Genomic DNA, 19,111 nt, shown 5'->3' on the forward strand with positions numbered 1-19,111 from the left:
CAGGTCAGCGTTTGCCGACCACCATCTCGGCGCTCGCGGTCACCGTGTGGCCGGCGCGGTCCACGGCCCGGTAGGTGACGACGTAGCGGTTGCCCCGCTCGGCCCGCAGCTTGACGACGGTGTCGGAGACGCGGACCACGTCGCCCTCCGAGCCGCCGGTGACCGAGACGAGGGTGACCTCCACCGGCCCGGCGTCGCTCGCCTGCACGGTCAGCTCGACCGGGACCAGCTTGTGGTTGGGCGGCCAGATCCGGCCGGGAGCCGCTTGGACGGTGAGCTCCGGCGCGGTGGTGTCGACCTTGACCTCGACGGTGCGCTCGGCCTCGGCGTTGCCGGCGGTGTCGGTGCTCTGGAAGGTCAGCGCCACCTCGCGGTCGACGGTGAACGGCTCGCCGTACACCTGCCAGGGCCCCTCGCCCAGCCGGTAGCGGGTGGTGGCGGGCTCGTCGGCGGCCAGGGTGACGCGCACCGGCTCGGCGCTCCATCCGGCGGGCACGCCGCTCACGGTGGTCACCGGGGGCTTGGTGTCGCCGCCGGCGGGGGCGTTGTGCAGTTTGAAGCCGTCGACGATGAAGTAGTCGCCGCCCTTCTTGACCCCGCGCAGCGTGTGCCTGCCGGGGGCCAGGCCGGTCTTGGTGTAGACGACCTTCTGGTGGACGCGGGTGTCGCTGTAGTTGTCGATCGTGGTGTCGAGCCGCCCGTCGAGGTAGAGGTCCACCTTGCCCTCGTCGGAGTTGACCTGGGCGATGTACTCGATGCCGGTGCCGTAAAAGGAGATCTCGAAGGAGTCGCCGTCGGCCTGGGTGGCGTGCAGGTTGTCCAGGCTGGAGTTGCCGCCGCCGCGCTGGTTGTTCTTCCAGTCCCAGCCGGTGCCGGCGTAGGTGACGCCGGAGACGTTGTCGACGGTCTCGACGCCGCCGGTGCGCGGCAGGGTCAGGTCGGTCAGGGCCTGGTTGCGCCAGACCTTCAGGACGAGCGGGGCGCCGGCCGGGACCAGCGTGTAGGCCCGCCAGAAGCTGCCGCGATCGGTGACCTTGGTGTCGCCGAGCTGCCGGATGACGTCGCCGGTGCGCAGCCCCTTGGCCGCGGCGTAGGACTGGGCCGGCACCGAGGCGAAGAACAGGCCGTCGTAGTCGGTCAGGCCGACGCTCGACTTGATCTCGTCGCTGTGGATCTCGGTGACGGTCGCGCCCATCAGCGGTTCGGCGAGGTTGGCCTGCGTCATCCCGGCCGGGGCCGAGTGCCAGGTCAGCGGCGGCGGGGTGGGCGCGCCCTGCTTGCCGAAGGTCATCGGGAAGGGCTTGAAGCCCAGCGCCAGCGCCGGGGAGTCGCTCTTGAGGGTGTAGTCGAGCTTGGCCGGGTCGGCGAAGGGGCTGGCGCCCTCGAAGCGCGGGTCGGCGATGACCGAGCGGGTGTCCAGGCCGCGGGCCCGCCACGCGTCGGTGATGTCGGCGACGGCGCGGCCGTTGTTCCAGAACAGGTTGTCGTTGTAGACGGTCCTGGAGGTGGCCGGGTCGCTCTGGATGAAGTCGTAGGGGTCGGCGGTGACGAAGATGTTCTTCTCGATCACGTCGCCGTTGTCGGCGTAGGAGACGTGGAAGTGGCCGCCGCCGTTGACGAAGATGTTGTTGCGCACCGTGCGGAAGAAGCCTTCGCGCAGCTTGACCCCGCCGTTGAGCAGCAGGTTGTCGGTCACCTCGTAGTTGGAGGAGCCGTCGTCGAGGTCGATGTCCCAGTGCGAGGAGTGCCAGATGCGGTTGTGCCGCACCCGCGTGGTCTCCAGCGCGTCGAGCTTGGCGTAGCCCTTCTTGACCTCGTCGCCGGCGCTCAGCGGCCAGAAGCGGTCGCGGCCCCAGGAGTTGAACGGGCCGTGGTCCGAGGTCTCCTTGACGCAGTCGAAGATGTCGTTGTCCTCGATGAGGTGGCCGCCCCAGGTGCCGTCGTTGACGTCGACGCAGGCGCGCGGGCCGTCGTGGATGGTGTTGCCGGACACGGTCACGCGGCGGCTCATCGAGATCTGCACCCCGGAGGTCTGCTTCTCGAAGCGGCCGTTGCGCGTCATGTGGTTGCCGCTGATGGTGATGTCGCGCGGGTAGTCCTCGGTCTTCGGGCCCGGCGTGGTGTCGGTGATGGTGCGGCGCATGTCGTCCCAGGTGGACGGCTCGCGCACGGCCGCGGGCGAGCCGATGACGGCCACGTCGCTGGCGCCGGAGTCGCGGAACTCGCCGCCGGTGACCTTGTTCCCCTCGGCGTAGCCGTCCATGAAGATCGCGTTGCCGCCGACCTGGTCGAAGCGGGCGCCGGTGACGGTGACGTTCTTGGTGTTCTTCAGGTAGAGCGCGCCGGCGCGGGCGATGGCCCAGTCGCCGAGCTGCAGCTTGTCGAAGGGCCGGGAGAACAGCGTGCGGTGCGTCTGGGTGAAGGTCAGGCCGGTGAAGGTCAGGTCGTGCACCGGCGTGGCCGGCGAGTCGCCGACGACCCGGATGAGCTCCTCGCGCTCGGCGGTCTCGATCCGGGCGGTGGCCGGGTCGGCGCCCGGCGGCGGCTGGAGGTACAGCTTGCCCTCGGCGCGGTCGTAGAACCACTCGCCGGGCGCGTCCAGTTCCTCCAGCACGTTCTCGACCATGCGCTTGACCGGGTGCAGGCCGCTGCCGCGGTTGTTGTCGCCGACCCACTGCAGCACGGGGGCGCCGTCGGCGTCGACGCCGGTGACCTTGAAGGAGTTGCCGCCCCACTCGCCCTGGTGCAGGCCGCGCACCAGCGCGGTGGTCGGCTGCTTCCAGCGGGCCACCCGCTCGGGCGAGATCGCGTCGGCGGCGTAGCCGTCCAGGACCGGCTGGGCGGGGTCGGCGTTGGGGTAGCGGGCCAGCACCTGGCGGCGGCCGTCCAGGAACAGCTCGTCGAAGTCGAGGCCCTTGCCGACCTCGGCGACCAGGGTCGCGCCCTCGTAGGAGGTCCAGGCCGGGGTCAGCCGCCGTCCGCCGCTGAGCACGACCCGCTCGCCCGGCGCCGCCTCGTAGACGGCGCCGGAATCAGCGGGAGTGAAGGTCAGCGGCTCGGCCAGGTAGTAGGTGCCGCCGCGCAGCCGCACCCGGACCGGGCCGCTCGCGCCGGGCAGCGCCTCGCGGACGGCGCGCTGCGCGCGGGCGATCGTCTTGTACGGCGCGGCCTCGGTGCCGGCGGCGGCGTCGTCGCCGTCGGGTGAGACGTGAAAGGTCGGATCAGCGGCCAGTGCGGGGGTGGCGCCGGCGACGGTGAGACCGCCGGCGGCTAGGGCGGCGGCCAGGAGCAGCCGCCAGGGGGTGCCGAGGTGCACGGTGCCTCCAGAGAGCGAATTGCGCTCATTCTGGGGGTCGCGGCATGGTGAAGACGATCACGCCAAGGTCACGTTTCATCCGATCTATAGACCGGTATGGTTGGCCAGAGGGGCGCTGGAGCGCTTCTAGCGGGTCTGGAGATCGGATGTCTCGAGGCTCGCTTCGGCGTGCTCGCTCGCCTCCGGGCGCGGTTCGGTGTGCTCGCTCGCCTCTCGGCCTGGTTCGGCGTGCTCCGGCTCGCTGAAGACGGCCGGGACGTCGTTGTCGGCGACCACCCGGCTCAGCAGGCCGGCCAGCGTGGCGCGCTCGGCCTCGTCCAGGCCGGAGGGCAGCAGGTCGATGCGCTCGCAGGTGGCGGTGTAGAACGCCTCGGCCAGCTCGGAGCCGCGCTCGGTCAGCCGCACCTGCACCGCGCGCCGGTCGTCGGGGTGCGGCTCGCGCCGCACCAGCCCGCGCTGGGCGCTGCGGTCGACCAGCTCGGTCAGGCTCGATTTGGCCAGCCCCAGCACCGCGCCGAGCTCGCCCATCCGGTACGGCTTGGCCATCAGCACGCACAACAACTGCCCCTGCTGCTGGGTCAGCCCGTACTCGCGCGCGGAGGTCACGTACACCGCGTCCACCAGGAAGGTCGCCCGCACCAGCGCGGCCACCACTCCCAAACTGTGCTCAGCCTTGGCCATCGGCCCAGCCTAGCAGAAAGGTTCGCCCTACGAACCAAACCAGCTACGGACCAAACCGGTGGCGCGGTAAACCGGTCACGAGCCGAACCGTTCGGCGCCGGTGCGGACCACGGCCAGCGAGCACGGAGCCTGCTGCAGCATCGCCTGGCTGACCGAGCCGAACACCAGCCCCGCCACCTGCCCCTGCCCGCGCGTGCCGACCACCAGCAGGTCGGCGCCCTCGGCCGCCTGGCGCAGCACCTCCACGGCGTGGCCGCGGACGATCTCCTCGATCAGCTCCACGTCCGGGTGGCTTTCGCGCCGCCCGCCGAGCGTCTCGCGCAGTCCCAGGTCGTCGGGGACCGGGTAGAAGCCGCCGCCCGCCTCCAGCATGGTCCAGGCGTGCACCGCCCGCAGCCGGGCGCCGTGCAGCCGCGCCTCGGCGAAGGCGAAGTCGAGCACGTGCTCGCCGGCCGGTGAGCCGTCCACGCCGACGACGATCTCGCCCCGCCGGGGCGCCTCGCGCACCACGACCACGTCGCAGGCGGCCCGGGCGGCCACGCCGTAGGCGACCGAGCCGACCAGCAGCCCGCGCACGCCGCCGAGCCCGTGATTGCCGACCACCAGCAGCCCGGCGTGGCCGGAGGCGGCGATCAGCGCCTCGCGGGCGTCGCCGGGCAGGAGCTGGGAGTCGGCCTCGACGCCGGGCGCCTCACGCCGGGCGCGCTCCAGCCCGGCGTCCAGGACGACCTTGGCACCCTCGCGCATCCACTCCGACACCTCCGACAGGCGGCCGGTGCGTTCCTCGATCGCCCAGGCGGGCATGGCGTGCGCCACCCGCAGCGGCTCCTCGCGCAGGCTCGCCTCGCGGGCCGCCCAGGCGACCGCCTCCAGGCCCGCCCGCGAGCCGTCCACCCCGACCACGATCATGACGCCCCCCGGTCAGTCATCCATGCAGGTCCTCTGCCCAACGTACGGCACGCGGGACGGGGGACGCCGGACGAGGGCCGTTCAGGGCGTCTCGTGTGAGGTGGGGTGGAGCCGGTCGGCGCGGTCGAGCAGGTAGCGGCGTTCGGGCTCGCTGGGCGTGGACCGGGCGGCTTCGCCGTACGCCTGGTGGGCCTCCCGCACCCGCCCGGCCCGCTCCAGCAGGTGCGCGCGGACGGCGGCCAGCCGGTGGAACCCGGCCAGCTCCGCCTCCAGCGGCTCCAGCAACGCCAGCCCGGCCTCCGGCCCGTGCACCATCGCGACCGCGACCGCCCGGTTGAGCCGTACCACCGGCGTGTCCTCCAGCAGGCCGTACAGCGCCAGCACCTGCGGCCAGTCGGTCTCGGCCCAGCCGCGCGCCTCGTCGTGCACGGCCGCGATGGCCGCCTGCACCTGGTAGGGGCCGAGCGGCGAGCCGCTCAGCGCCCGGCTGACCAGCTCGACCCCCTCGGCGATCAGCGCCCGGTCCCAGCGCGAGCGGTCCTGGCGCTCCAGCGGGATCAGCGCCCCGTCCGGCCCGGTGCGCGCGGCCCGCCGGGCCTGCGACAGCAACATCAGCGCCAGCAGCCCGCCCGCCTCGCCGTCGCCGGGCAGCAGCCGGTGCACCGCCCGCGCCAGCCGGATCGCCTCCTCGGCCAGGTCGCCGCGGAAGGCGGTGTAGCCCTCGTTGAAGATCAGGTACAGGACGTGCAGCACGACGGGCACCGACCCGGGCTCGCCGAAGCGCACCCCCTTGAGCCTGGCCTTGGCCCGGCTGATGCGCTGGGCCATCGTCGCCTCCGGCACCAGGAAGGCGCGGGCGATCTCCGCCGTGCTGAGCCCGCCGACCGCGCGCAGCGTCAGCGCCACCTGCGAGGCCTCCGGCAGCGACGGATGGCAGCACAGGAACAGCAGGTCCAGGGTGTCGTCGCGGACCGGCCCGCCGGGCTCGCCGGGTTCGGAGTCCTCCCGGCGCAGCGGTTCCTCCCGCAGCGCCGCGCTCTCCTCGCGCCGCCGGCGGGCGGCCTCGCTGCGCACCTGGTCGATCAGCCGCCGCGAGGCCACCGTCACCAGCCAGCCGCGCGGGTTGTCCGGCAGGCCGCGGACGGGCCACTGCGTGGCCGCCTCCAGCAGCGCCTCCTGCACCGCGTCCTCGCAGGTGTCGAAGTCGCCGTGGCGGCGCACCAGCGAGCCCAGCACCTGCGGCGCCAGCTCGCGCAGCAGCCCGTCGATCACGCCTCGCCCACCACCGGGCGCACTTCCATCGCGCAGTAGCGCGCGTCCGGCCAGCGGGCGGCGATCTCGGTGGCGCGCTCCAGGCTGGCGCAGTCGACGATGCTGACCCCGGCGAGCACCTCCTTGGTCTCCAGGAACGGCCCGTCGGTCACCGCGGGCAGCCCGCCGCTGACCCGCACCGTGCGGGCCACGTCGTCCAGGGCCATGCCGCCGACCCACTCGCCGGTCGACTCCAGCTCCTTCATCAGCGCCTCTACCTCGGCCATGATCCGGTCGATGTCCGGCTCCATGGCCTGGCGGGCGGCGGCGTTGGTGTAGATCATCAGCATGTACTTCACCCGCCCATGCTAGAGGCGGCGAGCTCGGCGACGGCGGCGACGACCTCGGCGACCTCCTGTTCGGTGTTGTAGTAGTGCGGCGACAGCCGCAGGCACCACTCGACGTCCTTGTCGCCGAAGTCGAACTGGGCGAAGTGCCGGAAGCTGAGCGCGGAGTTGATCCGGCGGGCGTCCATCGCCGCCTTGAACGGCTCGGCGGCCCAGCCCTCGACGGCGAAGGTCACCAGCGCGCCGAGCTGCCGTCCGTGGTCCAGCACGCGGACGCCGGGCAGGGCGGCCAGGCCGTCGCGCAGGCTCGCCGCCAGGGCGGGGGTACGGCGGGCGATGGCGTCCATGCCCACCCGGCGGGCGTACCGGGCGGCCTCGGCGCAGCCGAGCAGGACGGCGTAGGGGAACTCCCAGTCCTCGAACCGGGCCGCGTTGCCGACCGGCTGGTAGCGGCCCGGCTCCACCCAGCGCGCGCCGTACATGTCGATGAACAGCGGCTCGTACCCCGCCCGCAGCACCCGGTCGGAGACGTACAGGAAGCCGGACCCGCGCGGCCCGCGCAGGAACTTGCGGCAGGTGGCGGTGAGCAGGTCGCAGCCGATCTCGGCGACGTCGAGCGGGTACTGCCCGACCGACTGGCAGGCGTCGACCAGGTACAGCAGGTCCAGCTCGCGGCAGTGCCGGCCGATCTCGGCGACCGGCTGGACCAGGCCGGAGTTGGTGGGGATGTGCGTGGCGGCCACCAGCCGGGGCCGGTGCCGGCGCATCAGCGCGGCCATCGCCGCCACGTCCACCCCGCCCTCGGGCAGGTCGGGCGCGTGCACGACCTCGACGCCGAAGCGCCGGCGCAGCGACAGGAAGGCGATCTGGTTGGAGATGAAGTCGTTGCGGGTGGTCAGGATGACGTCGCCGGCCTCGAAGGGGATCGCCGACAGGGCGGTGGAGTAGGCGTGGGTGGCGCTGGAGGCGAAGGCGATGTTCTCCGGGGCGCAGTTGAGCAGGGCGGCGGTCTCGGCGTAGAAGCCGCGCACCTGCTCGGCGCGGGCGGCGGCGGCCTCGTAGCCGCCGATCTGCGCCTCCAGGCGCAGGTGATCGGTCATCGCGGCCAGCACCGGGGTGGCCGGCAGGCCGCAGCCGGCGTTGTTGAAGTGCACGACGTTGCCGGTGCCGGGGGTGTCGGCGCGCAAGGCCACCACGTCCAGAAGCAATTCTGCATTGATGCCGGAAGCGCTATTATCATCTCTCATGTCGGACAGTAGCAGTTCTGCGGAGCTGGCCGCCACGATGCGGGCGATGATCGGCCGGATGGCCCCGGGCGAGCGGCTGCCGACCAGCCGGGAGCTCATCCAGCGCTACCGGGTCGGCCCCGGCACCGTCTCCCAGGCCATCGCCGCCCTGGCCGCCGAAGGCGTGGTGATCAGCAGGCCGGGCAGCGGCACCTACGTCGCCGAACGTCCCCGGCGGCGCGCCGAACCGGCCGACACCGCCTGGCAGAGCGTGACCCTGGCCGACCGCAGCGTCGAGACGCGCCTGCTCACCTTCCAGGAGCCCGCGCCCGGCACGATCCTGCTGGACGGCGGCTACCTGCACCCCTCGCTCCAGCCGGCGCAGCTCCTGAGCGCGGCGCTGGCCAGGGCCGCGCGCCGGCCCGGCGCCTGGGACCGGGCACCGGCCGCCGGGCTGGCGGGGCTGCGGAGCCTGTTCGCCGCCCTGGCCGGTGACGGCGTGCGCGCCGAGGACGTGCTGGTCACCGCGGGCGGGCAGAGCGGGCTGTCGATGGCCTTCCGGGCGATCGCCGCGCCGGGCGACCCGGTGCTGATGGAGTCACCGACCTATCCGGGCGCGATCGCCGCCGCCAAGGCGGCCGGCCTGCGGCCGGTGCCGGTGCCCATGGACGGCGACGGACTGCTGCCGGACTTGCTGGCCGACGCCTTCGCACTGACGCGGGCCCGGGTGCTGTACTGCCAGCCGACCTTCCACAACCCGACCGGGGCGGTGCTGGCGCCGCACCGGCGGCGGCAGGTCCTCGACGTGGCGCGGGCGGCGGGCGCGTTCGTCGTCGAGGACGACTTCGCCCGGCACCTCGGGCACGGTGGGCCGGTGCCGCCGCCGCTGCTGGCCGACGACCGGCACGGGGTGGTGGTGTGGCTGACCTCCCTCACCAAGCCGGCGGCGCCGAGCCTGCGCATCGGGGCTCTGGTCGCTCGGGGGCCGGTGCTGGAGCGGTTGCGGGCCATCCGGCTGGTGGACGACTTCTTCATCGCCCGGCCTCTGCAGGAGGCGGCGGTCGAACTGCTCAGCTCGCCGACCTGGGAGCGGCATGTGCGCGGGCTGGGGGCGGCGTTGCGGGAGCGGTGCGCCTCGCTCGTGGCGGCGCTGGCCCGGCAGGTGCCGGGGTGGGAGGTGGCGCGGGTGCCCGGGGGCGGGTTGCACCTGTGGGTCCGGCTGCCGGACGGGGTCGGGGACGTGGCCGCCGCCGAGGCGGCCCGGGGGGCCGGGGTGGCGGTCAGCGCGGGTCACCGGTTCTTCGCGACCGAGGTTCCGGCCGCCCACCTGCGCCTGGCCTTCGCCGCCACCGCCGACCCGGCCGACCTCCTCGAGGCCGCCCACCGCCTCGCCCCCTTGGGAGAGCCGAGCTAGCCTGCGCGCCCGTTCGGGGGCGTCGGCTAGCCTGCGGCGGCTGTGCCGGTTCCGTGGCCGTGGCCCGGGGTGGGGCGGATCTGGTCGGTGGTGACCCGTTCGGCCGGGATGTCCGGTCGCAGCCCGCGCCACGACGGGTGCCGCAGCCGCCGGTCCCCGGTCAGCTCGGCGTAACGTACCTCACCCACCAGCACCGGCTCGGCCCAGCGCGCGGTGCGGGCATGCGGAGCCGGCACCGGAGAGGCGAACGGGCTGTGCGAGCGCTCCAGCCGGGTGAGCCGCCCGAGCAGATCGGCCAGCATCGCCTGCGTGAACCCGGTGCCCACGTTCCCCACGTACTGCAAGCGGCGGTCGGCGTCATAGGCCCCGAGCAGCAACGAGCCGATGGTCGTCTGGCGGCGCCCGGTGCCCTGCGTCCAGCCGCCGATGACCACGTCCATGCCGGCCCAGTTCTTCACCTTCGTCCACTCGGCACTGCGCCGCCCCGGACGGTACGGGCTGGTCAGCCGCTTGACGACCACCCCCTCCAGCCCGAGGCGGGAACTGGCGTCCAGCGCCTCCTGCGCGTGCCCGAGGAACTCGACCGGCACCTGCCACCGAAAGCCGGGCGTCACGATGCTTTTGAGCACCTCCCGCCGCTCGCGGTAGGGAAGGTGGATGGTCGTCGAGGCGTCCACGTGCAGGATGTCGAAGACCATGTACGTCACCGGCACCGTGCGGGCCAGTTGCCCGGCCCTGGCCGCGTTCTGCTGCATCCGCCCCTGCAGCGCCCCGAACGACGGCACCCCCTCGTCGTTGAACGCGATGATCTCCCCGTCCAGGACCACGTCATGCCCGCCCACCGCCCCCGCCAGCGGATACAGCTCCGGGTAGGCCAGCGTGATGTCCTTGCCGGTCCGGGAGGCCAGCCGCAGCCCGCGCCCCTCGACGTAGCCGAGGCAGCGGATCCCGTCCCACTTCATCTCGACCGCGACGCCGGCCTCTTCAGCAGCAGTCGGCAGCGACCCTAGCTGCGCCAGCATGGGCTGATAGGCGGGCAGAGGCATGAGCCGGGCATACCCGGACCACCCAGCCTCCAGCGCCCCCGCCACGCAAACAACCAGTCAAACCCCACCCACCCCGCGGGGCGTCCCAACACAGCCCACCAACCCCCCGGGCCCTCCCGATGCGGCGAGCACCCCGACAGACGGAACTGCCCCAGTACGACCCCCAGCCCCCTACGAAGAGCGATAACCCGCAATCTCCGCCATCACCCGCTCCTTAACCGCCGCAGGCGCAAAGCTGGCCCGCACCGAAGCCCGAGCCAACTCCCCCACATCCAGCCCGAAAACCTCCGCCGCCACCCGATACTCCCCACCCAACGAGGTCTCCCCGTCGGTGTTGAGCGTCACCACCAGCCCAGCCTCCACCAGCCGAGCCAGCGGATGCTCCGCCATGGACCCCACCAACGACAACATCACGTTGGACGTGGGGCACACCTCCAGCGGCACCCCCCGCTCCCGCACCTCCGCCACCAGCGCGGGATCGTCCAGCACCCGGATCCCGTGCCCGATCCGCTCAGCCATCCCCACCTCGAGCGCCTCCCGCACGCTCTCGGCCCCCGCGCTCTCCCCCGCGTGATGCACCAGGTGCAGCCCGAGATCCCGAGCCTCCCGCAGCACCCCGGCGAACGGCTTCAGCGAGTGCCGCTCGTCCCCGGCCAGCCCGACCGCGACCACCTGCTCGTAGCGCGCGGCCAGCTCGACGGTACGGCGCAGCCGCTCCACGGGCCGCCGCCGCGAGTGGTCGAGGATGACCCGCGTCTCCAGGCCGTACCGCTGCCGCCCCTCCTCCAGCCCTTCCAGCACCGACTCCAGCGGCATCTCCAGCGCCCCGACCCGTTCGCCGTGCGAGGCGGCGGTGAAGGTCACCTCGGCGTAGCGCACCCCCTGGGCGGCCTCGTCCTGGCAGAACTCCACCGCGATCCGCCGGAAGTGCGCCGGCTCCGTGAGCAGTTCGCGCACCTTGGCCCGCTGGTCGGCGAAGTCGCGGAAGTCGGCGAACCGCGTCTCGGCGGGCCCGGCGGGCTCGGCGATCGCGCCGCCGCTCAGCTCGGCGATCGTCCGGGGCCGGATGGTGCTTTCCAGGTGGGTGTGCAGGTGCGCCTTGGGGATCACCCGGCCAGCCTAGAGCCGGCTCTCCCGAGCCTGTCCCCCAGGCCCGAGCTTCAGCGCGAGCCGGGCCACGCGCTCGGCGGCCAGCTCGTCGCGGAGCTCGCATCGGCGAGCCAGCGGATCTCCCCGCCGTCGTGCCCGGCGAAGGCAAGCAGCCGGGCGCCCTCCGCGGCTAGCTCCTCCCGCGCGTCCTCGCCGAGCGGCTCGAACGGCAGGATGACCAGCGAGCCGTTCACCATGTCCCAGATCCCCCCGACGGTGCCGTCCACCAGGAAGGTCGGGTAGACGATCGCGCCCACGCAGATCCGCCGCCGGGCCTGCGCGGTCATGATCCGGGAGCGGTCGTGGTGGGCGACCATGAGGTTGTCGAACCACGGCAGGAACCGCGCCGGAGCCGGGGTGTCAGGGTCGGCCAGCGGGGCGTCCGGCAGGTCGAACAGCCCGCCGGGCAGCCGCTTGAGCGGCATCGCCTCGATCACCTCACGCAGCCGCGTCAGCCCCGACCACGCCTGCACGTCCATGATCGTCGCCGGTCCGAAGGCGGCCAGGTAGCGCGTCACCAGCCGCTCCACTTGCGGTAGCTCCTCGACGGGCCGGCCGAGCCACTCCTCGGCCAGGGTGAAGGGCGTGGCGCCCTTGCGGTTCCAGGTGCCGTTGGGCGGGGTGTGCACCAGGGGCAGCAGCGCCTGGGCCGACCAGCCGAGCGCCAGCTTGTCGTACTGCGGCCACCGCTCGGTCAGCAGCGCGCCGAGCTGCGGGCGGGTCAGGGTCCGGCCGGTCAGCAGCTCGCGGGCGTGCCCGGCGAACTCCTCCAGGTCCAGGCCCCGGGTGTCGCGGCCGAAGGCGGCCTGGCGGGAGCGCGACATGGGGGCCTGCATCAGCGGGCGCAACCACAGGTAGTCCTCGGCCGCCGTCAGGTGCTGGGTGCCGCGCAGCAGCGACGAGCGCACGACCTGCTTGCCGTACAGCAGGCTGGTCAGGTCTTCCAGGGCGAAGGCCGACAGCCGCGACCACAGCCCGAGGTAGGGCGGGTTGGGCTCCTGCCCCTGCAGGGCGACCAGGTGCCGGACGGCCTCCAGCGGGGTGAGGGGGGCGCGGCGCAGCAGGAGCTGGCGTTCGAGGGTGGTGCGGTTCAACGTCCTGTCGTCCATGACCCCAACGCTACGGAGTATCGCGGCAAGCTTCGTTCCGCAATTCGTCGAGGGATTTGCGCAGGTCGTGGGTGAGCTCCCACGGGTCGGGCACCATGCGCCGGTCGGTGACCACGCCGACGTCGACGGAGCCGTTGTAGGAGAAGGCGGTGATGTTGACCCCGCCGCTCACGTCGGTGATCACCGAGACCGGGTAGTGGGTCAGCAGCCGCGCCCCGCACACGTACAGCGGGAACTGCGGGCCCGGCACGTTGGAGATCGCCACGTTGATCGGCGGCATCGTCTGCCCCACCAGCCCGAACGCCGAGCGCGCCGCCAGCCCCATCAACGCCGCCGGCATCGACTCGGAGAACTCCCGCAGCCAGCGCGCCGGCGCCAGCGAGAACCGGTCCTTGATCCGCCGCATCGCCTGCTGCACGTGCCGCAGCCGCTCCACCGGGTCCTCCAGGTGCACCGCCAGCGGGGCGGTCATGATGGTCACCTGGTTGCCCGGCTCGCTCCTCCCCGCCTCACGCAGCGAGAACGGCACCCCGGCCACCAGCGGCCGGTCCGGCACCCCGCCGTGCGCCTCCAGCCAGCGCCGTAACGCCCCGGCGCACACGGCCATCACCACGTCGTTGACGGTCACCCCGAAGGCCCGCCGTACCTCCTTGACCTCCTCCAACGGCAGGCTGACGAAGGCGAAGCGGCGGTGCGCCGACAGCGGGCCGCTGAACGGCGTGCGCGGCGCGGGCAGTTGCGGCAGGCGCGGGGCCTGCCCGGCCCCGGCCGCGCGCCGCGCCAGCCGCGACACCAGCCCCGCCCCGGGCAGCCAGGAGACCACCGGGATCTCGTCCAGGTGCGGCACCGCCGCGGCGGCGAACCGCACCGCCTGCGCCGGGTTGGCCGCCAGCCTGGTCAGCGCGTGCCCCACCATCGCCAGCGGCGTCGGCGGCTCCTCGTCCTCCTCCGGCGGTACGGCAGGCGGAGGCGCCGGCTCGGGCGTCAGGTCGAGCAACGCGGCCAGCACGTCGGCCCCGCCGATCCCGTCCACGGCCGCGTGATGGATCTTCGTGTACAGCCCCATCCGCCCGCCGGACAGGCCGTGGATCAGGTAGATCTCCCACAGCGGCCGGCTGCGGTCCAGCCGCCGCGCGTGCAGCCGCGAGACCTGCTCGGCGAGCTGGCGGTCGTCCCCGCGCGGCGGCAGCCCGATCTCGCGCACGTGGTAGTCGAGGTCGAGGTCGTCCTCCCGCACCCAGTACGGGTGGTCCAGCCCGAGCGGCACCGGCGCCAGCTTGCGCCGCAGGGCCGGAACGTACGGCAGGCGTTGCTGGAGCAGATCCTGCAGGTCGCTGCGGTTGACGTCGCCGTCGAGGATGGCCAGCCCCGCGATGTTGGCGTGGTTGGTGGCGGTCTCGAAGTGGAGGAACTGCGCGTCCAGAGCCGTCAGCTGCGCCATGTCACGAACCAACCAGACTTCCCCGGGCACTTCAAGGGGCCCCGCGGCTCAGCTCCAGCTCGCCCGGCCGACGATCGAGCCGAGGCCGGCGGTGCTCCACTGGTCGAAGACGAGGATCTTCGACGTGGGCAGGTACCAGACCCGCTCCTGGAAGGACAGGCTCGTCCACTTGCCCGTCTGCGTCGTGCAGCCGACGCGCCACACGCTGTAGGCGGCCTTGCGTCCCGCGCCGGCCGGGCGCAGCCCGCTCTCCAGCAGCTTGCCCGGGAAGTCCTCCACGTACCGCTTGTCGGGCAGGCAGGCCGACAGCCCGTTGCCCGGGTGGTACTGCGCGTCGGGGCGGTAGGGGTTGCCGTGCCGCCCGTAGGAGATGCCTTCCGGCCCGACCAGGTGGAAGCCGCGGCACTCGGCCGCGCGCCGGTCGCAGCGGCCGGTCCTGACGTGCAGGCCCCAGACGTCCTTGGCGACCTTCCAGGTCTTGGGGATCTGCAGCGTCATGCCGCGGAAGGTCAGCGGCTTGGTCGCCGTGCCGTGCGCGGGGGCGCCGGTGAGCAGGAGGGAGGCGGTCACGGTCAGAGTGGTCAGCATGCTCTGGAGGCTAGGGCGGGCCGCTTGTGGCTCGGCTGCAACGCTCTTGTGGCGCACCCGTCGTGGCTCGGCTGCCGCGCTCTTGTGGCGCGCCCGCTTGTGGCTCGGGTGCACGTGTCGCGCGCTCGCGGCCGAGCCGCGCGGGGTCAGATCCAGCCCTCCAGCGAGGCCAGGAAGGCGGGCAGGTCGTCGCGGTGGATGCAGTGCCCGGCGCCCTTGACCGTGCGCACCTCGAACCCGGCCGCGCGCAGCCGCTCGGCGTCCTCGGGGGTCACGGTGAAGCTGGGGTCGGCCAGTTGCACCAGCGACGGCACCACCGGCGGCGGCGTGTGGTCGGCATCCGCCGAGGCCCGCACGGTGGCGAGGAAGTCCACGTCGAACAGGGCGAACCCGGCCAGTTCCGCCTCGACGTCCGCCTCCGACCAGCGCGGGTTCATCTGCCGTACCGACGCGGCGGTGGCGGTGAGCACCATCTGCCGCATGTACTCCGTCGCGCCGGCCGGCACGTTGCCCAGCTTGAACCCGGGATCGGAGTAGATCGCCCGCTGGGGCCGCAACCGCTCGACGGCCAGCGCGAGCGACAGCCCGCCCAGCGAGTGCCCGATCGCCACGTCCGCCCCGGCGGGCAGGTTCTCGGCCAGGTCGTCGCCGAGCAGGCCGGGCGCGTACTCGCCGCGCGGGCTCAGCCCGTGCCCGCGCAGGTCGGGCGCGATCACGCGGTAGCCGCGCGCGACCAGCTCGTCGGTCACCGCGTGCCAGGTGCGGTGGTCGCTCATGCCGCCGTGGATGAGCAGGGCGAGCCGGTCGCCTTCGCCACGCTCGTGCAGGTTCAGCTTCATCGGGGGGCTCCTCACTGGATGCTGATACGTATAACCTAGCGGCATTCTGGCATGATCGGCAGGGTGAGCCTGCCCGTCCTGCCCGCCGAACCGGTCCGTGACCCCTACCACGTCTACCTGGACTCGCTCACCAGCCCCGAATCCCGCCGCACCATGCGCGGCTGCCTCGACCGCCTGGCCCGCATCCTGACCGGCGACGACACCGTCTCCGGCGCCGGACTGCCCTGGCACCGCCTGCGCTACGAGCACACCGTCCGCATCCGCACGATCCTCACCGAGCAGGGCTGGTCGGCCGCCTACGTCAACAAGCACCTGGTCGCGCTGCGCCGCGTCCTGAAGGAGGCCTGGCGCCTGGGCCAGCTCACCGCCGAGGACTACGCCCGCGCCTCGGACCTGTCCCCGGTACGGCAGAGCCGCCTGCCCACCGGCCACCACGTGCCGCCCGAAGTGGTCGGCGCCGCCCTGGCGAGCTGCGACGCCACCCCCGCCGGCGTGCGGGACGCCGCGCTCATCGCCCTGCTCTACTCCACCGGCTGCCGCCGCTCGGAGGTGGCCGGGCTGACGCTGGCCGACTACGACCCGGCCTCGCGCAGCCTGCGCGTGCTCGGCAAGCGCGACAAGCAGCGCCTGGCCTACCTCACCACCGAGGCCATCGCGCTGCTCGAACGCTGGCTCGCGGTGCGCGGCGACGCGCCCGGTCCCCTGTTCTCGCCGTTCACCAAGTCCGGGGGCCTGCGGCCGCGGCCGCTCAGCGGGCAGGGCATCGCCGACATCCTGGCCCGGCGCCTGGGCGAGGCCGGGGCGCCCCGCCGTACCGCGCACGACTTCCGCCGCACCTTCATCGGCGAGCTCCTGGACGCCGGCGTGGACCTGGCGACCGCCCAGGCCCTGGTCGGTCACTCCTCCCCGGCCACCACCGCCCGCTACGACCGCCGCCCCGAACGCACCCGCCGCGAGGCCGTCGACCGCATCAAGCTCCCCGAGGCCCGCCCGCTGCGCGGCTGACCGCCTCAGGCGTCCAGCAGGGAGTTGATCATCTCCTGCAGCCGGGCCCGCCCGACGGAGCCGAGCGCGCCGCTCAACGCCTGGGCCAGCTTGTCGAACGGGTCGTCGGCCGGCAGCTCCCGCACCTTCTCGGCCAGCTCCTCCACGCTCCACAGCCCGTCCTTGTGCATGTGATCACCGAGGGACCAGCCGCGGTTGAGCGCGACCGTGCCGCCACGCACCGACAGCACCTGGCCGGTGAGCGGGCAGGCCGGGCTCGCCAGGTAGGCGGCGACCGGCGCGCACGCGGCCGGGTGCAGCGGGTCGAACCGGCCCGCGGGCGGCTCCTCGCTCATGCCGGGCACGGCGAGGGTGAGGCGGGTGCGGGCCATCGAGGGCGACAGGCAGTTGACGCGCACGCCGTACCGGCCGAGCTCCAGGGCGGCCACCGTGGTCAGCGCCGCGACCCCGGCGTTGCCGGCCGCGTAGGCGGCCTGGGCGGGCAGCGGGTTGAGCAGCCCGGAGCCGGAGGAGGTGTTCACCACCGCGCGGTCGGTGCGGACCCCCGCCTCGTACTGCTCGCGCCAGTGGCGGGCCGCCCAGCGCGTCACCGCGAAGGTGCCCTTCAGCTTGACCGCCACGACGTCGTCGAAGTCCGCCTCCGGCAGGTCGCTCAGGCCACGGTTGCGTTCGATGGCCGCGTTGTTGACCACGGCGTGCAGGTCGCCGAAGGTCTCCAGGGCCGTCTCCACCATGCGGCGGGCTTCGTCCCAGTCGGCGACGCTGCCGGTGCTGGCCACCGCCTGCCCGCCGCGGGCTGTGATCTCCTCGACGACCTTCGCGGCCACCCCGGCGTCGCCGCCCGAGCCGTCAACCGCGACGCCCGGATCGTTGACCACGACCTTGGCCCCCTCGGCGGCGAAGAACAACGCCTCCTCCCGCCCGATGCCGCGCCCCGCTCCGGTGATGAGGACGACCCGTCCGTCCAGACTTCCCATGATGGTGCTCCCTTCCACTCACTGCAGTCTATGCATTGATTCATAGACTGCACTAAACTGAGTGATGTGGAGAAGCACGGACTACGCGAGCGCAAGAAGCAGCGCACCCGGCAGGCGCTCATCGAGGCGGCGGTGCGGCTGTTCGAGGACCAGGGCTACGACCAGGTGACGGTGGCCGAGATCGCCGACGCCGCCGAGGTCTCGCCTCGCACCTTCTTCCTGCACTTCCCGGCCAAGGAGGACGTGCTGCTGGCCGACGCCGACCTGCGCGTCGACCTGGCCCTGCGGGCGATCGCCGAGCGTGACCCCGCCGAGCCGCTGGCCGGCGTGCTGGTGCGGGCGATGGACCAGATGATCGCCCACGCCTGGGACAGCGACCTGCCCACCGGGCTCGCCGCCCTGCGCGCCCGGCTGGCGGCCTCGGTGCCGGCGTTGCAGGCCCGGCTGCTGCAGCGCTACCTCACCGCGCAGGCCGACCTGGCCCAGGCCCTGCTGCGGGCCTTCCCCGGCCGGCTCGACGCGATCACCGCCTCCGCCCTGGTCGGCGCGATGGTCGGCGCGGTCGGCGCCGCCGCGCTGACCGCGCTGCGCCGCGGCGACGGACCCGACGAGGTGCGCGACGCCATGCGGCAGGCCACGGCCCTGGTGGCCCGATCCGTCACCTGACCCGTCGGGGACCGTGTGGGCCCCAGCCGACTTTTCCAGGCCGCGCGGGCCCCCGGCCGAGTCTTTGGAGGTCACGCGGGCCCGGCCGACTTTGGGGCCGCTGGGCCCCCGGCTTGACCTTGACGCGACGTCAACGTTTTTCATGGAGGTATGCGGATCGGCGAACTGGCCGCACTCGCCGGGGTCACCACCCGGGCCGTGCGCCACTACCACCACCTCGGCCTCCTGCCCGAGCCCGAGCGCCGGGCCAACGGCTACCGGCACTACACGCTGCGCGACGCGGTCGAACTCGCCCGCATCCGCCGCCTGTCGGAGCTCGGCCTGTCCCTGGAGGAGGTCCGTGACGTCCTGGCCGACGACTACGGCCGCGAACTGCGCGAGGTCCTCGCCGAGCTCGACGCCGACCTCGCCCGCCAGGAGGACGAGCTCAAGGAACGCCGCGCCCACCTCGCCGAACTGCTCTCCCGCGACTACCTGAGCGCCGACGAGCCCATCTCGCCGGTGATGGCCTCTCTGTTCACCGCCCTGCCCAACCCGCCCAAGGGCGGCCTGCTGGCCAAGGAGCGCGACTGGCTCGCCGTCCTCGACACCGCCGCGCCGGTCGACGTCAAGATCGAGCTCATGGCGGTGCTCAGCCCGATGGCGCTCGACCACGCGGTGATAGCCAGGGTCAACGACCTCTACAGCCGGATGGACGCGCTCACCGACCCCGCCGACCCGGCCATCCCCGAGCTGGCCGAACGCCTGCTGGAGCTGTTCCCGCCCGGCATCGGCCCGACCGACGGCGACGTCCTGCGCAGCCCGTTCGGGCAGGCCTTCCTCGACGACCTCACCGAGGCCCAGGCCGCCGTCATCCGCCACGCCTTCACCCTCCTGCGCGAACGAGGCCCCGAATAGCCGAGACCCTCGATGACCGACTCCTGGACCCGTCTCCTGGACCCGTCTCCTGGGGCCGCTTGCTGGGGCCGCTTGCTGGGGCCGCTTGCTGGGGCCGCTTGCTGGATCCGCTTGCTGGATCCGCTTTCTTAACCTGCCTGCTTGACCTGCCTGCTTGACCTGTCTGCTTGACCTGTCTGCTTGCGAATCGAGGTCCCGTATGGCCCGTCCCGAGCATCCGCCCTACGCCGCCCCGCCCGATCCCGGCCCG

General features: G+C 73.3%; 17 protein-coding genes. 4 read left to right on the forward strand and 13 right to left on the reverse strand.

Annotation, left to right across the window (positions count from 1 at the left end):
* Positions 1-4: 4 nt before the first annotated feature.
* The 6 genes from ACIBG7_RS14080 to ACIBG7_RS14105 all read right to left on the reverse strand — a co-directional run bounded on the left by ACIBG7_RS14080 (position 5) and on the right by ACIBG7_RS14105 (position 7,712).
* Positions 5-3,316: a right-handed parallel beta-helix repeat-containing protein gene (locus ACIBG7_RS14080; protein WP_397336408.1), complete on the reverse strand. Its 3,312-nt coding sequence runs from the start codon at positions 3,314-3,316 to the stop codon at positions 5-7.
* A gap of 126 nt (positions 3,317-3,442) precedes the next feature.
* Positions 3,443-3,997, reverse strand: a complete 555-nt coding sequence (locus ACIBG7_RS14085; RefSeq protein ID WP_357923408.1) for a MarR family transcriptional regulator — start codon at positions 3,995-3,997, stop codon at positions 3,443-3,445.
* 75 nt (positions 3,998-4,072) lie between these two features.
* Positions 4,073-4,906, reverse strand: coding sequence for a universal stress protein (locus tag ACIBG7_RS14090; RefSeq protein WP_397336409.1), 834 nt, complete (start codon positions 4,904-4,906; stop codon positions 4,073-4,075).
* A gap of 81 nt (positions 4,907-4,987) precedes the next feature.
* Positions 4,988-6,178, reverse strand: coding sequence for an RNA polymerase sigma factor (locus ACIBG7_RS14095; protein ID WP_397336411.1), 1,191 nt, complete (start codon positions 6,176-6,178; stop codon positions 4,988-4,990).
* Entirely contained in the window at positions 6,175-6,507 is a 333-nt protein-coding gene (locus tag ACIBG7_RS14100; protein WP_357924065.1) for a YciI family protein, read from the reverse strand. The genes ACIBG7_RS14095 and ACIBG7_RS14100 overlap by 4 nt, the downstream gene beginning before the upstream one ends.
* A 5-nt stretch (positions 6,508-6,512) precedes the next feature.
* Positions 6,513-7,712, reverse strand: coding sequence for an aminotransferase class V-fold PLP-dependent enzyme (locus ACIBG7_RS14105; RefSeq protein WP_357923403.1), 1,200 nt, complete (start codon positions 7,710-7,712; stop codon positions 6,513-6,515).
* Between the two features lie 37 nt (positions 7,713-7,749).
* Between ACIBG7_RS14105 and ACIBG7_RS14110 the strand changes: the two genes are divergently transcribed.
* Positions 7,750-9,144, forward strand: coding sequence for a PLP-dependent aminotransferase family protein (locus ACIBG7_RS14110; protein ID WP_357923401.1), 1,395 nt, complete (start codon positions 7,750-7,752; stop codon positions 9,142-9,144).
* 26 nt (positions 9,145-9,170) lie between these two features.
* Here the strand turns inward: ACIBG7_RS14110 and ligD are convergent, their stop codons facing one another.
* The 6 genes from ligD to ACIBG7_RS14140 form a co-directional block, all read right to left on the reverse strand.
* Entirely contained in the window at positions 9,171-10,190 is a 1,020-nt protein-coding gene (gene ligD, locus ACIBG7_RS14115) for a non-homologous end-joining DNA ligase (RefSeq protein WP_397336412.1), read from the reverse strand.
* A 171-nt stretch (positions 10,191-10,361) separates the two neighbouring features.
* Positions 10,362-11,300 carry an adenosine deaminase gene (gene add, locus ACIBG7_RS14120; RefSeq protein WP_397336413.1) on the reverse strand — a complete coding sequence of 313 codons (939 nt, stop codon included), beginning with the start codon at positions 11,298-11,300 and terminating at the stop codon, positions 10,362-10,364.
* 50 nt (positions 11,301-11,350) lie between these two features.
* Entirely contained in the window at positions 11,351-12,448 is a 1,098-nt protein-coding gene (locus tag ACIBG7_RS14125) for a winged helix DNA-binding domain-containing protein (protein ID WP_397336415.1), read from the reverse strand.
* Between the two features lie 10 nt (positions 12,449-12,458).
* The gene (locus ACIBG7_RS14130; RefSeq protein WP_397336416.1) at positions 12,459-13,889 is read right to left on the reverse strand and encodes a wax ester/triacylglycerol synthase family O-acyltransferase; all 1,431 of its coding nucleotides are present in this window, start codon (positions 13,887-13,889) and stop codon (positions 12,459-12,461) included.
* A 48-nt stretch (positions 13,890-13,937) separates the two neighbouring features.
* Positions 13,938-14,477 (reverse strand): hypothetical protein, encoded by a 540-nt coding sequence (locus ACIBG7_RS14135; protein WP_397336417.1) that lies wholly within the window; start codon positions 14,475-14,477, stop codon positions 13,938-13,940.
* 146 nt (positions 14,478-14,623) lie between these two features.
* Positions 14,624-15,316: an alpha/beta hydrolase gene (locus ACIBG7_RS14140; protein ID WP_357923389.1), complete on the reverse strand. Its 693-nt coding sequence runs from the start codon at positions 15,314-15,316 to the stop codon at positions 14,624-14,626.
* Positions 15,317-15,379: 63 nt separating this feature from the next.
* Here ACIBG7_RS14140 and ACIBG7_RS14145 point away from each other — a divergent pair, with 63 nt between their 5' ends.
* Entirely contained in the window at positions 15,380-16,321 is a 942-nt protein-coding gene (locus ACIBG7_RS14145) for a tyrosine-type recombinase/integrase (RefSeq protein ID WP_357923387.1), read from the forward strand.
* Positions 16,322-16,326: 5 nt separating this feature from the next.
* Here the strand turns inward: ACIBG7_RS14145 and ACIBG7_RS14150 are convergent, their stop codons facing one another.
* Entirely contained in the window at positions 16,327-17,298 is a 972-nt protein-coding gene (locus tag ACIBG7_RS14150) for an SDR family NAD(P)-dependent oxidoreductase (protein ID WP_397336418.1), read from the reverse strand.
* 66 nt (positions 17,299-17,364) lie between these two features.
* Here ACIBG7_RS14150 and ACIBG7_RS14155 point away from each other — a divergent pair, with 66 nt between their 5' ends.
* Positions 17,365-17,964 carry a TetR/AcrR family transcriptional regulator gene (locus tag ACIBG7_RS14155; protein ID WP_397336419.1) on the forward strand — a complete coding sequence of 200 codons (600 nt, stop codon included), beginning with the start codon at positions 17,365-17,367 and terminating at the stop codon, positions 17,962-17,964.
* Between the two features lie 150 nt (positions 17,965-18,114).
* Positions 18,115-18,861: a MerR family transcriptional regulator gene (locus ACIBG7_RS14160; protein ID WP_357923381.1), complete on the forward strand. Its 747-nt coding sequence runs from the start codon at positions 18,115-18,117 to the stop codon at positions 18,859-18,861.
* Positions 18,862-19,111 lie beyond the last annotated feature (250 nt).

Source organism: Nonomuraea sp. NPDC050328 (assembly GCF_044459405.1).
In the GTDB taxonomy this organism is placed as follows: Bacteria; Actinomycetota; Actinomycetes; order Streptosporangiales; family Streptosporangiaceae; genus Nonomuraea.